The organism is Pasteurella sp. XG20, assembly GCF_018968665.1.
Classification (GTDB): Bacteria; Pseudomonadota; Gammaproteobacteria; order Enterobacterales; family Pasteurellaceae; genus Pasteurella; species Pasteurella multocida.
In genome coordinates this window covers 2,121,127-2,134,976 of sequence record NZ_CP076656.1, presented here as the reverse complement: position 1 = coordinate 2,134,976, position 13,850 = coordinate 2,121,127, and the positions used below count along the sequence as shown (strand labels likewise).

Below are 13,850 nucleotides of genomic sequence, written 5' to 3'. Positions count from 1 at the left end.
CGGCTATTTCTGTGTTTTCTTCTCGGCATAACGTTTAATCACGGTTTGCCCAAACACAATAATAATTAATGCAATACCCGCTAATGCTGCAGAATAAACCGTTTCGCCATCTTCATTCAGGGTATAAATCGCCACCCCGATCGTACGTGTTGACGGACCATATAGCATTACCGAAACCGTTAATTCTCTTAATGCCGGTAAGAAAATGAGGAAGAAAGCAGCAATCATTCCCGGACGCACTAACGGCACGACAATATCTTTCAGCGATTGCCACATACTTGCACCACAAGCACGTGCTGCTTCAACTAAAGAGTCATGTACTTGTTCTAGCGCTGCGGAGTTGGCTTTTAGTGAGAACGCCATGTAACGCGCAATATAGGCAATCAAAATAATCCATACTGTGTTGTATAAATTAATACCAAATTTACCGCTCCACGCTAAAATAACCCCTAACGCAATCACCGAGCCAGGTACTGAGAATGGCAACATACCCAAGAATTCAAGAATCCCTTTGCCTTTCACTCGCATCTTCACAATGACATAAGAGATCATTACCCCAGCAAACATCGTTATCACCGCCGCGGCTAAACCTAATAGCACACTATTACGGATCGCATCTTTAGTGAGCTGCCAGTCAAACAAGATAAATTTGTAGTTATCAAAGGTGAGATTTTCCCAAGTAATTGGCAGACCATAAGTTTTTAACCCTCCCACGATAAAAATCGTGACCGTTGGTAACACAATGGTAAACGCAATATAGAACACACAAATAAACAATAATGGCATTCTTAATCCTCTGAGTTTCACCTCAACAGGACGGAAACTTTTACCCGCAATAATTTGGAAACGTCCACGATTAAGAATTTTATTTTGCAACCAAATAATCAACGCAGCCGTCACCACTAATACTGTCGCTAACACTGTTCCGGTCCGAATTGCCTCAAAACTCCCCGCACTTTGATGGATACGTTCATAAATTAAGGTCGGAATATTGAAAATCCCATTTTCCACCCCTAATACAGCCACCGTACCAAAGTGAGCCATAGAGTAAAGCATAATCAATAACGCACCCGACACGATACTCGGCATCACTAATGGAATCGTGATTTTACGTGTAATGGTAAAAAGACTGGCACCAGAAATACGCGCTGATTCTTCTAACGTCGGGTCCATACGCTCAAGTGCGCCACATACTTGAATAAAGACGAAGGGGAACAAATACATGGTTTCTACCGCCATAATGCCCGTATAACTGTAGATATTGAAAATCGGTTCCTCTAAACCAAACGTATCCATAAAGAAACGGTTAATATAGCCGGCACGAGGGGAAAGTAACATTTTCCAAGCTAACGCCCCAATAAAAGACGGCAACATAAAAGGCACGAGAAACATCACTTTCATCAGCCCTTTATAAGGCAAATCGGTACGTGTCACTAACCAGGCAAAAAATGTCCCCACGATCGTACTCATGATCGTCACACCAACGGCAATGAATAATGAGTTCAATAAGGCTTCGTAGGTTTCTTTCTGTTTCAAAATATTGACGACATCGGTAACATTAAATTGCCCATTTACCCAAAAGGAATTAATAAAAATCAATAACACCGGGACAGCAACCACAATCACCAAAATCCCAATTGATAACGCTAAAATCGCATTCGCCACATTAAATGGACTTTTTTGAATCACTGCGGCCATTGCTACCCCCTTGTTTGCTGAACATGTTGTTGATTATCAGTAAACCAAAGCAAATCATGGAAATTAACGTAACAGTCTTCCCCCTCTTGGAACATCAAATTATGTTGCAATGCTTTATTGGTGGAAATTTCTGTTCGTAAAGACACGCCGTCAATATTAATCATGTAATCCATTACGGCGCCAAGAAAACTGGCTCGCGCCACTTTACCTTTTAATCCTTCCCCAGATTTGCTCAAAATAATATCTGAAGGGCGACAACCTAATTTGCCGGATTCCGCAGGCAGATTTTGCCACTGTAATGCTTGCTTACCTTGCCCAATGAAATGCTGTCCTTCTTCATAGCGCACATGGATAAAATTAGCTAACCCCATGAATTTAAACACCATTTCATTAGCAGATTTTTCATAAATCTCCCAAGGGGTGCCAATTTGTTGAATATCACCGTTTTTATCCATAATGGCTAAACGATCGGAAATCGCGAGGGCAATCTCTTGATCGTGAGTCACATATAAAATCGTAATACCCAATTTCTTTTGTAACTCTTTGATTTCAAAACGCATTTCTTCTCGTAAATTCGCATCGAGATTATTTAATGGTTCATCTAATAACATCAAAGAGGGCTTCGCCACTAACGCACGTGCTAGTGCGACACGTTGTTGCTGTCCACCGGAAAGTTGGGAAGGTAAACGTTTTTCCAATCCCGTCAAATTGACCAAATTAACCACTTCCATCACTTGTTGCTGAATTAAGGCTTTATCTAAATCCTTCAGCTTTAATGGATACGCAATGTTGTCGAAAACGGTCATGTGCGGCCAAACCGCATAATCTTGAAATACCACCCCCAGACTTCGTTGATCAGGGGGGATATCAATGCCTTCTGCTGGATCAGACACCACATGTTCGTCAATTAAAATGCGTCCGCTATCAGGAACGTCAAACCCGGCTAACAAACGAAGTAAGACCGTTTTACCACAGCCAGATGGTCCAAGTAAGGTAAAACATTCACCATCTTTCACTACAAGAGATAAATCTTTTAGCACTTCATTCGAACCAAACGCTTTACTGACCTTTTCGAATGTGATTGTTGCCATAGTGCACTCCTGTTTTATTGACGTCCTTGGAGGATTTGGGTGAATTTCTTCACAATCTCTTCTTTCTCCGTCAAGATTGCTTGATAATCAATCGGAATAGCACGACTAATCGCATCTTCTACTGTTGGCATACCTTCTAAGGTTGCAACACCTTTTCTCACTGGTAACGTACCTTCATGCGCAATAATGTGTTGTGCTTCTTCAGACAATAAGAAATCAATGAATTTTTTAGCCGCAGCTGGGTTTTTGGTGCCTTTGAAAATCGCAGCAGGGCTTGGAATCACTAACATTTCTTTTGGATAGACCAATTTAAGCTGCGCACCTTTTTTGATTTTGTCGTTGGTAATATAATCCACCGCTAACGACGCTAATAAGTCACCCGAGGCAGTATCATCCACGACTTGACCCGATCCTTTCCCCACTTTACCTTTATTAGCTTTGATTTTTTCAAAAAACTCCCAGCCAAAAGTCGATTTCAACAAGGCAACACTCATATACGCCGTTCCCGATAAAGCCGGGTTAGCAATACCAAAAGCCCCTTTGTATTTTGCGCCCGTAATATCATCCCAGCTTGTCGGTGGCTCTTTCACAAAACGCGTGTTATAGGCAATGCCTAAGGTACCTAAACGAATCGGCGTAAAGGAACCATCAAAATCTGGAATCGGGTTCACAATATGCTCAACTTCAGGTGACACATACGCATCTAGCATGCCATTAGCTTTCATTTTAAAGAAATCCGGTACTTCACTGGTCCAAATGACATCTGCCATAATTTGTCCTGATTCTTTTTCTGCAGCAATTTTTGCCATGAGTTTGCCTGCACCAGCAGATTGATAATCCATCGCAATGTCAGGATGCTTTTCGTTAAATTTTGTTTTTAACGCACCAATTAACGATTCTTTCATCGAGGTATAAACAATGAGTTTTTCATTTGCATGCGCAACACCTGCAATTGTCATACTTAATCCGAGTGCAATCAGGGCTGAAGAGAATGTTTTTTTCATGATCTGATCCTTCCTATTTTGTGATGTATGAGAATGATTATGAGGGGGAGTTACCACTAAACTGATTTCATCTATCGTATGAAATTTAACCTACAATACCCCCCAAAAACACAAAATAAAAGTCTCGTCAATGTGCGACAAATCAGTCAAATTTAACTCATTTTGACATGATATGGCTGTCAAAATTGACACATTTTCTCAAGCGATACGTCGCTTCCAATGATTTATGAAAAAAAGCCCTATAAATGACTCAAAATATCCGATAAGTCTTTAAAATATAAATTCTCTTTTTTTGAGATAGATCACAAAAAAAAGCCCCTATTCCGCCACTATTTTGGGTAAGATGACACAGTAAGATGGGTTAATCGATGTGATCACTATGCGCTCCAAAAGACAAAATTACATCATATACTTTGTCGTCACCTTATTGGCTTTTATTCATCCAATAAAAGCAGAGGAGCTCGTGATCGGTACAACATTTGCTTTAGAGGGTGTGCAACATCTCATCAAGGAATGGAATAAACAACCCGATAGTTTCCCAATTACTACCTTAAACCGCACGAGTGCCTCATTAAATCAGCTGCTTTCTACTGAAAAAGCGCGTGAAGTTGATCTCATTCTGAGTTCATCTCCGATGCTGTTTTATAATTTACAGCATAAAAACAAGCTAGCCCCCTTACCTCCTAACATTGAGCATGACACACGCTTCCTCCCCGATCTCCTGCAACCGACCACGATTGCTTTTGCACTGTCAGGTTACGGCATGCTTTTTAATATCCCGTTATTACAACAAAATCACTTACCTTTCCCGCAATCTTGGCAAGATCTTACGCATCCGGATTTACAAGGGCTCGTGATTATCAGTAGCCCTACGCGATCAGACACAAATCACATCATGGTAGAAGCGCTATTACAGCGCTATGGTTGGCAACAAGGGTGGGAATTAATTGAAAAAATTATGTTGAATGTGGGGACAATTTCATCACGCAGTTTTGGGGTGGTGGATAAAGTGCAAGCGAATTTAGGCGCGGTGGGCATTACTATTGATAACTATGCACATATTTTAACAACACAGGATCAATCACATTTAGCTTTCCATTATTTTCCTGATTTTCCAATTTCGCCAACCTTTATTGCTGTCGTAGCAGAAAGTCGCAAAAAGCAACACGCATTCCGCTTTATTCGCTTTTTACTCAGTGCCACAGGTCAACAAATCCTAACCGATCCGCAGATGAGCAAATACCCGATTACCCCACTGCCTGCAAGTCATCCTCAAGCCGCACTACAACAGCAACTCTTCGCTCAACCTCCACTGAACTATCATCTGTTAATTAAGCGGCAAGAATTAGTCAAATTATTATTTGAACAACAAATTACTCACCGTTTAAGTTTATTGAAAGAACATTGGCATTTATTACACCAAAAAGAACGCGCGTTGAATCGACCGCTTCCTGAGCTACGCCAAATTCTCACTGCCTTACCAGTATCCGCAGAACAAGCAGAAAATGATGATTACTTAACCCATTTTAATCGCAGCCAAGAATTACTTAATTGGCAACATTTTTTTATTGCCCAGCAACTTGCTTTCGTTAACGCATTGGAAAATCAAGAATGAAAAAATGGTTGAAACATTTAGATTTGAGCACAGGCTTACAACTGTCTTTTCTGATCAGTGGGCTACTTTGTCTGTTTGTCGGTGGCGTGGGGCTTTATACTTGGCAGCAACAACGCACGGAAATCAATTTCGCACTCGATAAAGATTTTCCTAAAGTGCAAGCCGCGTTTCAAACAGAAGAACAAATTAATATCCTCCATCATGCCTTTATCCATTTGGTCAATGTCAAAAACACCAATGAGAAAGTCGAACGCTACAACCATGCAAAGCAACAGCTTTCGACGTTAAAGGAACTGATCATTGAATTAGACGAAAATTTAGATGAGGATTTGATGGCATTATTACAGCAACAAGCCTCACTTTTAGAACAAATATCACAAAATATCACAGGTACGCTTACGTTAAACGATGAATTGAATAAAACCATTTCTCAAATCAACTGGTTACATAATGATTTTCACAATGAATTCACCGCACTTTTGCAAGAAATGAGCTGGCAACAATCTACTCTGGCTAACAATATTGTTCAACAGCCACACAACAAACAAAAAATCGAACAATTAAAAAAACTACAACAAGAATTATTGTTAGTTTACGATTTCACCACTTATGAAGAGCAAATTATCACGGAATTACGCACTCAGATAACAGAGCCAACTGAAAGCAATGTCATTCGACTACACAATTATTTGAGCTATTTATCGTTATTAATTACTAACCGAATTCAGTTGCTTGGTCTTCATTCCTCCACGTCAACCATTAAACAAATTTTAGATGAACTGATTAACTTTGGCTTAAACCCACAAGCACTCCCCGCCCTATTTGCAATCCGTACCGAACTGAACCAACAACGAGAACAGCTGATTCAACAAAGTGATAAGATATTCGAGGCATTTCGCGAGCAAATCAGTACTCAAATTGGTAACAGTAAACAACAATTACATTTACTGCATAATATTGTCGAAAAAAGTACTACATTCAACGGCGCATTAATTTTATTGGTGATGCTATTTGCGGGAATTTTTGTCATCGGTATTAACTTCTTTTATATTCGTTTACGTCTCTTAAAACGTTTTCAACAACTTAACCACGCCGTAGTTCAATTAACCAATGGCGAGCCCAACGTCAAAATCGCCATTTATGGCAATGATGAATTAGGGCGGATTGCTAAATTATTGCGCTTATTTCTGTTCGAAATGAATCACAAAACAGAAGAGTTAAAATCGCGTAATCAAGTTCTCTTAGAGGAAATCGAACACCGTATTGAAGTACAAACCGCATTAGAAAATGCCCAAAATGAACTAACCCAAGCCGCAAAACTGGCTGCTGTCGGTAAAACCTTGACTTCGATTAGCCATGAAATTACACAACCACTTAATGCCATGAACGCTTATTTGTTTAGTGCGAAAAAAGCCGTGAGTAAACAAAACAGTGAGGCAGCACTTGAATACTTAAATAAAATCAATCATTTAGTTGAACGCACGGCGCTGATTGTCAAACGTTTACGGCAATTCTCACGCCAAGGGAGCGGCAAAATACAAGCTGTCAATTTAATGGATTGTATTCAAAGCGCGTGGGAATTATTGGAATCACAACATAAACCGCGTCAAAGTCAGCTCATCACGCCCACAGATTTACCACTCGTATTAGGTGAAGATGTCCTTATCGAACAAGTGTTTGTCAATCTCTTCCTCAATGCTTTAGAAGCCATTGAACACACACCACCCCAAATTCATATTGACGTTGACAGCGATAATGCGGAAGACCTCTGTTTATGGATCACCGACAATGGTCAAGGTTGGCCCTTAACTGACAAGTTATTGCAACCTTTTTCGAGCAGTAAATCGATCAATTTAGGTTTAGGACTGTCCATTAGTCAATCCATCATGGAACAATGTCAAGGATCATTGACCATTGCCTCTACTCTCACCCATAATGCATTAGTGATATTAAAATTTAAGGTGGCTCAACATGTTTAATCCTGCCTATAACGTACTCTTAATTGATGACGACATGGATATTCTCGATTCTTATCAGGATTTATTACGACAAGAAGGCTATCAAGTGATCACCTGTGCAGACCCGATAGATATTGTGGCGCAAATTCCAGAAAACTGGATTGGGGTCATCCTTTGTGATGTCTTGTTGCCCAATATTTCAGGTTTAAAAATCTTAGAAGATATCATTCAACGCGATGCACAGATTCCTGTGATTATGATCACGGGTCACGGTGATGTTCCCATGGCAGTGGAGGCTGTCAAAAAAGGCGCCACAAATTTTCTTGAAAAACCCATCTCAGCAGAAAATTTACTGATTCAAGTCGCACAAGCATTAGAAAAACGCGCTGCCTTAATGGAAAATCGTCAATGGCAATTAGAAAAGCTGAGCGAAAGCTTTATTGGTCAAAGTGAATGGATTATCGCTATGCGCCACCAGCTACAAAAACTCGCCGACATTGATGTCCCCCTCTTTTTATGGGGAGAAACGGGCACCGGACGTTATCTTTCTGCTACTTACTTACATAAACTCAGTGCCCGTCAGAACGCTCCGTTTATTTATCATGAATGTTTACCGCAAGCACAATGCAACCTAGACAAATGCCTAGACGATGTACAGCAGGGCACACTGGTGTTAAAAAATATCCACCATTTAGCACAAACGGAACAACAACATTTAGCCAAAGCCTTAAATATGGAAGGATGCGCCTTTAGGCTGATCTTAATCAGTGATTTCGCACTGCTCACGCTCATTCAAGAACAACGGATTTGCTCAGAACTGTATTATTTATTTTTACATACGCAATTTGAATTATTGCCACTCAAAAAACGCCCCAGCGATATTCTGCCTATCTTCTGCCATTATGTGCATAAAAGTTGCGCCAGATTAAATAAAGAGTACGTCGAACCCAATAAAAAATTAATACAACATTTACTCACACAAACTTGGCAAGGCAATGTCAAAGAGCTTATCCATGTGGCAGAGTTATATGCGATTGGCTTACTGGCAGAACAAACGCCAATGAGCAATCCCCTTGCCCTTAAAACAGAGCATATCAAACCGCTTGATGAACAGATCAATGAATATGAAAAACAAATCATTGAAGATGCGTTAATTTTTTATCAAGGGCGAATTAATGATGTGGCGACTTATCTGAATATTCCACGTAAAAAACTCTATTTGCGTATGAAAAAACACCATATCGATAAAAAGCACTATAAATGTTAGGCAAAAAACTAAGAAAATAGGATGTGATGCCTGCGCTCAATGTGGGCTATTCTTTGTTCGCGTCCTGCATAAATATAAATCCTGCTTCTTATCACAATCTATTTTACATCTCGCCAAAATCACTTTATCCTTTTTAGCTCCCATAGCTTGTATCAAAAATAACGATGATGAAAAAAAATACACTCTTTCTTGGCTTAGTTTTTATTGGCATCTTAACTTTTCTAGTGAATCTTTTGGCGAAAACGCCTTTCGCTCTCAATGCCAACCTCAGTGCACTGACGATTGCGATTCTGTTAGGTATTTTATTCGGCAACACTTTTTACCCCAAAATTTCTCAATACACCGCGCAAGGCGTGATTTTTGCCAAAGGCACCTTATTACGCTTAGGTATTATTTTGTATGGCTTTCGCCTCACGCTACAAGACATTAGTAACGTTGGCATAAATGCTATTGCGACGGATACCATTATGCTGATTAGCACTTTCTTGCTCACCTTGTGGCTAGGGATTCGTTATTTAAAAATGGATAAACAAATTGTGTATTTAACTGCCGGTGGTTGTAGCATTTGCGGTGCTGCTGCGATTATGTCCATGCAACCGGTCACCAAAGCGGAATCCCATCATGTGTCGATTGCGGTAGCCGTCATTGTGATTTTTGGCACCCTTTCCATGTTCTTGTACCCGTTAATGTACCCTTATCTCACTACTTGGCTAAGTGAACATCAATTTGGCATTTATATTGGTTCAAGTGTGCATGAAGTGGCGCAAGTGTACGCGGCGGGTGGCAATATTAGTCCTGCGGTGGCAGATACCGCCGTGATTTCCAAAATGATCCGGGTGATGATGCTCGCCCCATTCTTACTATTGGTGTCTTGGTTACTGGCGAAGCAAAGTGACAATCCACAAAATAGCAAAATCACTATTCCCTGGTTTGCCTTTTTATTTATTTTCATGGCGGTGATCAATTCCTTTTCTCTCATCCCCGCCCATATCGTCGCTTGGATTGTGGAAATTGACGGCTTATTACTGATCGCCGCGATGACCGCTCTAGGCTTAACCACACATATCAGCGCCATTAAACAGGCTGGCATCAAACCACTGATTTTGGGCGCACTCGTACTATGCTGGTTGGTCATCGGTGGATTTTTCGTGAATGTGGGCATTAGCCAACTACTCTAGCTAGCCGAAAAATCAGAAAAGTGCGGTCAATTTCAAAAACGTTTTGCACTTTGAGAGATTGACCGCTTTTGTATTAGATAAGGTGATATCATCAATTCCGATCACGCTCGAGTCCACACGAGTGCGGTTTTTCAAGCATTTGTTAAGGATGACGATTGGAGTGGTCAGCTTTGAAAAATTATCCGTTTTTTGTCAGATAAGAGGATATCAGAAATTGGAATCACATTCGTCAGGTCGAGGGTTAACTTGTTTTTTATTTAAAAAGGAGAGTAATTAATTAAATAATCATAGTGATTATTTTTTATTTTTAGAGCTATCCAAACATCCACTAGAAGTATCTGCAATAATACAAGTAATTTCACCTAACTCTATATGACCCACAAATCCCTCTTATTCACTCACTTAAATCAAATATTATTTATATAACGAATCTCACTTTATATTACAAACTAAAGCTCACTAATTAACTGATATCAAATTTCTTAATTTATTTATTAAGTGTACTATAAAGAAAGATGGTGAACATATTAGTATATAATAAACACCTGATGCAATTATCGCATATCCTAATCTAAAACTATCATATCTTTGACTCAACCCAGAACTAACACCTTGAGGAACATAAACGTTATATAAAAAAAACGCCATAATCATTAAATATACTGTTACTACATAAATTCCTTTCAAATTACACTTAAAAAAAGAATCAACACGCCGTTTATCAAATAGAATATAAAATAATATATAAATAACATTGGCAATAGGAATGGTTAACCCCATATAATTCCCGATTACTTTAGCAGCAAACGGAAATTTTTTTGACTGAACAAAAATATCATCAAAAAGAAATTGGTTTAAATATTCATTTAATGCAAAGTAAAATGGCGTATCTGGATAAGAAGGCAAGGTAAAAGCAAAAATAAAAATTGGTAAGACCCAAAGAAAAGCTGAAGTATAATAAAACTTTTCCGTAAACTTTAACTCTCGATAACTACTTAAAAATGCCCTCATTTTTAAATCCTAATTATTAAATAAATAATTATATTTATTACTGAGCAATATTTATACTCAATTAAAACAATAAAATCAATGATTCCTCTTAAAGAAACTTAAATTTCATAATCTAACTAAAAGTAACCATGATCTATCACATACAGAGAAGTATGTATACGAACTTCTACACTATCATACTCGCTAGAAAGTGCGGTTTGTTTTTCTCAAGAAGTTAATTTTCCAGCCAATTGCGTAATAGCTGTTCGCCATGTTCCGTCATAAAGGATTCTGGATGAAATTGCACTCCGTAAATGGGTAGGTGGTTATGCTGAAATGCCATCACTACTTCTTCGGCACAATGCGCGGTAATAGTGAGCGCTGCGGGGAAATTGTGCTCACGAATTGCCCAAGAATGGTATAGCCCAATTTGAAACTCGGTGGGTAGTCCTCGAAATAGGACAGAAGGTGAGCGCACTTGCAGGCGTTGACTACGCCCATGACGTACCTTGTCTAAATTGTATAATTCGCCGCCAAAAAATTCACACAGCGTTTGATGACCCAAACATACCCCTAAAATGGATTTTGATTGGTGGTAGCGTTCCAACATCGCAAACAATTGCGGATAGGCGCGTGGCACATCAGGACCAGGGGAAATCAGAATATGACTGTAATTAGCGACCTCGTCCACATCCAATTCTTGCACGTTGACCACGTCAAAAGGCACCGCTAATCGGCGGATCATATCCACTAAATTGTAGGTAAAAGAATCTTGATTATTGATGATAAGAAGTCGTTTCATATCTGCGCCATATTCTGTGGAGAAAGAGGCAAAGTATAAAGGAAAATGCGGATTTTTGTTTCATTTTCCGTTAAACTTTCCCTAATTTTTTTCAAATGTAGATAACTTATGTCCTTCCATGCTTTTATTCAACAGGCGAATCAGTTTGGTGAACAACGTCAGCCGTTTTTCTTTTTGATTGATTTTGAACAACAGCAACCGATTATTTGTCCGTTAGCTCAGGCGGCAGAATTAGGGTTATTTTTTGCGATACGAGGGCAGCAGAATGTCAATTGGCAGACTGAAATGCCTCACAAGCCTTTTGAACTGCACAAATTTCCTATCTCAAAAGCAGCTTATCAGCGTGGCTTTGACTTAGTGCAAAAAGAGCTACAAAAAGGCAATTCTTATTTGTTGAATCTCACCTATCCGACCGAAATTAACATGAATTGGCGTCTGGAACAGGTTTTTCAACAAACGACAGCTCCCTATAAATTGTACTATCGGGATCGCTTTGTGTGCTTTTCGCCTGAATGCTTTGTCAATATTCATCACAATCAAATTTATACTTACCCGATGAAAGGTACCATTGATGCTACGTTGCCTGAGGCGGAAAAACGCTTGTTAGATTCTGACAAAGAGCGGCAAGAACATTACACTATTGTGGATTTAATGCGCAACGATTTGGCAACGGTCGCCGAGAAGGTGGAAGTGACGCGCTTTCGTTATGTGGAAAAGATTCAGACACAAAAAGGGGCAATCTTGCAGACAAGTTCGGAAATTCGCGGCGATCTTGCGGAAAATTGGCAAGCCCGCATTGGCACGATATTAGCCACGTTGTTGCCTGCAGGCTCGATTAGTGGGGCACCGAAAGAAAAAACCGTGCAAATTATTCACGCCGCAGAACAGCAGCCACGCGGTTATTACACGGGGATTTTTGGTCTGTTCGATGGTGAGTCGTTACAAAGTGCGGTGGCAATTCGTTTTATTGAGCAAGTGGACGAGAAATTGATTTTCCGCAGCGGTGGCGGGATTACGATCTTAAGCGAGCTAGAAGACGAGTACCAAGAATTGATCCAAAAAGTGTATGCACCAGTAGGATAAGCGATGACATTTCCTTTATTTGAGACGATCGCTATTGTGAACGGTGAAATTCAGCACCTTTCCCTGCATCAACAACGTTATGCGGCAAGTTTGGCGACCTTTTACGGCGAGAAAGGAGCGAAAGTACAGGATCTTGCGAAAATTATTCAGATTCCGACCGCACTTGAACACACTCAACATGCGCCGATAATCCGTTGTCGGATTGATTACAATCAGCAAGACTGTGACGTGCATTATTTTCCCTATCAACGCAAAATTTACCGCACTTTTCAGCCTGTCATTTGCGATGAAATTAACTATGATCTGAAATATGCTGATCGGGCATTATTAAATCAGTTATTTGCTCAGCGTGGGGATTGTGATGAGATTATGATTATCAAACACGGCAAGGTGACAGATTGCAGTATTGGTAATCTGGTGTTTCGCCAAGGTGAGCAATGGTTCACCCCAGATAGCCCGTTATTTTACGGCACACAACGAGCCTGGTTATTACAAAAAGGCAAAATTCAAGCCCGTTCCATCTTATTGCAAGAGATCGCACAATTTGAAGAAATTCGGTTAATTAATGCACTAAATCCGCTGTAAATTTTCCTTGAACAGCGTAAAATAAAACAACTTTTTCAGTCAGATAAAAGGAGATAAACGACATGACGAAAGTAATTCATACTGACAATGCACCAGCCGCCATTGGTCCTTATGTACAAGCAGTAGATTTAGGTAATATGCTGTTAACCTCTGGGCAAATTCCAGTGAATCCAAAAACCGGTGAAGTGCCAGCGGATATCGTAGCACAAGCACGTCAATCGTTAGAAAACGTGAAAGCGATTGTGGAACAAGCGGGATTACAAGTCGCAAATATCGTGAAAACCACGGTGTTTGTGAAAGATTTAAATGACTTTGCAGCGGTCAATGCGGAATATGAACGTTTCTTTAAAGAGAACAATCACCCTAGCTTCCCTGCTCGTTCATGTGTGGAAGTGGCACGTTTGCCGAAAGATGTGGGGATTGAAATCGAGGCAATCGCTGTAAAAGCCTAATAAATAGCTTGCATTTATCTTAGTCGTAGCAAAACAATCTCTTTTCACTTGCTCTCTTCAAAGCAAGTTGATAAGTGATTTTTATTGGGCGTTTTTCTATTGATAGCCAAAAACGCCCTTTACTGAT

12 protein-coding genes are annotated in these 13,850 nt (G+C 39.9%); 7 read left to right on the top strand and 5 right to left on the bottom strand.

Going from position 1 to position 13,850, the window contains the following annotated elements; translation table 11 throughout:
• Positions 1 to 3 precede the first annotated feature (3 nt).
• From KPF51_RS10015 to KPF51_RS10005, 3 genes are read right to left on the bottom strand one after another with little or no spacing between them, the layout of a single operon-like run.
• Positions 4 to 1,698: an iron ABC transporter permease gene (locus KPF51_RS10015; protein ID WP_005752033.1), complete on the bottom strand. Its 1,695-nt coding sequence runs from the start codon at positions 1,696 to 1,698 to the stop codon at positions 4 to 6.
• Between the two features lie 2 nt (positions 1,699 to 1,700).
• Positions 1,701 to 2,789 carry an ABC transporter ATP-binding protein gene (locus tag KPF51_RS10010; protein WP_010907172.1) on the bottom strand — a complete coding sequence of 363 codons (1,089 nt, stop codon included), beginning with the start codon at positions 2,787 to 2,789 and terminating at the stop codon, positions 1,701 to 1,703.
• Positions 2,790 to 2,803: 14 nt separating this feature from the next.
• Positions 2,804 to 3,793, bottom strand: a complete 990-nt coding sequence (locus KPF51_RS10005) for an ABC transporter substrate-binding protein (RefSeq protein WP_005724123.1) — start codon at positions 3,791 to 3,793, stop codon at positions 2,804 to 2,806.
• 379 nt (positions 3,794 to 4,172) lie between these two features.
• On the opposite strand from KPF51_RS10005, the gene KPF51_RS10000 reads away from it, so the two are divergent.
• The 4 genes from KPF51_RS10000 to KPF51_RS09985 all read left to right on the top strand — a co-directional run bounded on the left by KPF51_RS10000 (position 4,173) and on the right by KPF51_RS09985 (position 9,811).
• Positions 4,173 to 5,408 carry an ABC transporter substrate-binding protein gene (locus KPF51_RS10000; RefSeq protein ID WP_061406312.1) on the top strand — a complete coding sequence of 412 codons (1,236 nt, stop codon included), beginning with the start codon at positions 4,173 to 4,175 and terminating at the stop codon, positions 5,406 to 5,408.
• Positions 5,405 to 7,387, top strand: coding sequence for an ATP-binding protein (locus KPF51_RS09995; protein WP_005752035.1), 1,983 nt, complete (start codon positions 5,405 to 5,407; stop codon positions 7,385 to 7,387). Before KPF51_RS10000 ends, KPF51_RS09995 begins: the two co-directional genes overlap by 4 nt.
• Entirely contained in the window at positions 7,380 to 8,633 is a 1,254-nt protein-coding gene (locus KPF51_RS09990; RefSeq protein WP_005752036.1) for a sigma-54 dependent transcriptional regulator, read from the top strand. The genes KPF51_RS09995 and KPF51_RS09990 overlap by 8 nt, the downstream gene beginning before the upstream one ends.
• 167 nt (positions 8,634 to 8,800) lie before the next feature.
• Positions 8,801 to 9,811, top strand: a complete 1,011-nt coding sequence (locus KPF51_RS09985) for a YeiH family protein (protein WP_061406313.1) — start codon at positions 8,801 to 8,803, stop codon at positions 9,809 to 9,811.
• A gap of 459 nt (positions 9,812 to 10,270) precedes the next feature.
• On the opposite strand, the gene KPF51_RS09980 is transcribed toward KPF51_RS09985, so the two are convergent.
• Together KPF51_RS09980 and KPF51_RS09975 are read right to left on the bottom strand one after the other, a co-directional pair.
• Positions 10,271 to 10,822, bottom strand: a complete 552-nt coding sequence (locus KPF51_RS09980; RefSeq protein ID WP_015690934.1) for a hypothetical protein — start codon at positions 10,820 to 10,822, stop codon at positions 10,271 to 10,273.
• Positions 10,823 to 11,036: 214 nt separating this feature from the next.
• Positions 11,037 to 11,603: an anthranilate synthase component II gene (locus KPF51_RS09975; RefSeq protein ID WP_005757641.1), complete on the bottom strand. Its 567-nt coding sequence runs from the start codon at positions 11,601 to 11,603 to the stop codon at positions 11,037 to 11,039.
• Positions 11,604 to 11,711: 108 nt separating this feature from the next.
• Here KPF51_RS09975 and KPF51_RS09970 point away from each other — a divergent pair, with 108 nt between their 5' ends.
• The 3 genes from KPF51_RS09970 to KPF51_RS09960 all read left to right on the top strand — a co-directional run bounded on the left by KPF51_RS09970 (position 11,712) and on the right by KPF51_RS09960 (position 13,723).
• On the top strand, positions 11,712 to 12,686 hold the full coding sequence (locus tag KPF51_RS09970) for an aminodeoxychorismate synthase component I (RefSeq protein WP_005724154.1): 975 nt from the start codon (positions 11,712 to 11,714) through the stop codon (positions 12,684 to 12,686).
• A 3-nt stretch (positions 12,687 to 12,689) separates the two neighbouring features.
• Positions 12,690 to 13,271, top strand: coding sequence for an aminotransferase class IV family protein (locus KPF51_RS09965; protein ID WP_005724155.1), 582 nt, complete (start codon positions 12,690 to 12,692; stop codon positions 13,269 to 13,271).
• 62 nt (positions 13,272 to 13,333) lie between these two features.
• Positions 13,334 to 13,723, top strand: coding sequence for a RidA family protein (locus KPF51_RS09960; RefSeq protein ID WP_005718022.1), 390 nt, complete (start codon positions 13,334 to 13,336; stop codon positions 13,721 to 13,723).
• The last annotated feature ends 127 nt before the right edge of the window (positions 13,724 to 13,850 follow it).

What these genes read in the sequence shown, in the direction of transcription:
- KPF51_RS10015 (WP_005752033.1), bottom strand. Translation starts at nt 1,698, where the DNA reads ATGGCCGCAGTGATTCAAAAAAGTCCATTTAATGTGGCGAATGCGATT.
- KPF51_RS09980 (WP_015690934.1), bottom strand. Translation starts at nt 10,822, where the DNA reads ATGAGGGCATTTTTAAGTAGTTATCGAGAGTTAAAGTTTACGGAAAAG.
- KPF51_RS09995 (WP_005752035.1), top strand. Translation starts at nt 5,405, where the DNA reads ATGAAAAAATGGTTGAAACATTTAGATTTGAGCACAGGCTTACAACTG.
- KPF51_RS09965 (WP_005724155.1), top strand. Translation starts at nt 12,690, where the DNA reads ATGACATTTCCTTTATTTGAGACGATCGCTATTGTGAACGGTGAAATT.
- KPF51_RS09985 (WP_061406313.1), top strand. Translation starts at nt 8,801, where the DNA reads ATGAAAAAAAATACACTCTTTCTTGGCTTAGTTTTTATTGGCATCTTA.
- KPF51_RS09975 (WP_005757641.1), bottom strand. Translation starts at nt 11,603, where the DNA reads ATGAAACGACTTCTTATCATCAATAATCAAGATTCTTTTACCTACAAT.
- KPF51_RS10005 (WP_005724123.1), bottom strand. Translation starts at nt 3,793, where the DNA reads ATGAAAAAAACATTCTCTTCAGCCCTGATTGCACTCGGATTAAGTATG.
- KPF51_RS09960 (WP_005718022.1), top strand. Translation starts at nt 13,334, where the DNA reads ATGACGAAAGTAATTCATACTGACAATGCACCAGCCGCCATTGGTCCT.
- KPF51_RS10000 (WP_061406312.1), top strand. Translation starts at nt 4,173, where the DNA reads ATGCGCTCCAAAAGACAAAATTACATCATATACTTTGTCGTCACCTTA.
- KPF51_RS10010 (WP_010907172.1), bottom strand. Translation starts at nt 2,789, where the DNA reads ATGGCAACAATCACATTCGAAAAGGTCAGTAAAGCGTTTGGTTCGAAT.
- KPF51_RS09970 (WP_005724154.1), top strand. Translation starts at nt 11,712, where the DNA reads ATGTCCTTCCATGCTTTTATTCAACAGGCGAATCAGTTTGGTGAACAA.
- KPF51_RS09990 (WP_005752036.1), top strand. Translation starts at nt 7,380, where the DNA reads ATGTTTAATCCTGCCTATAACGTACTCTTAATTGATGACGACATGGAT.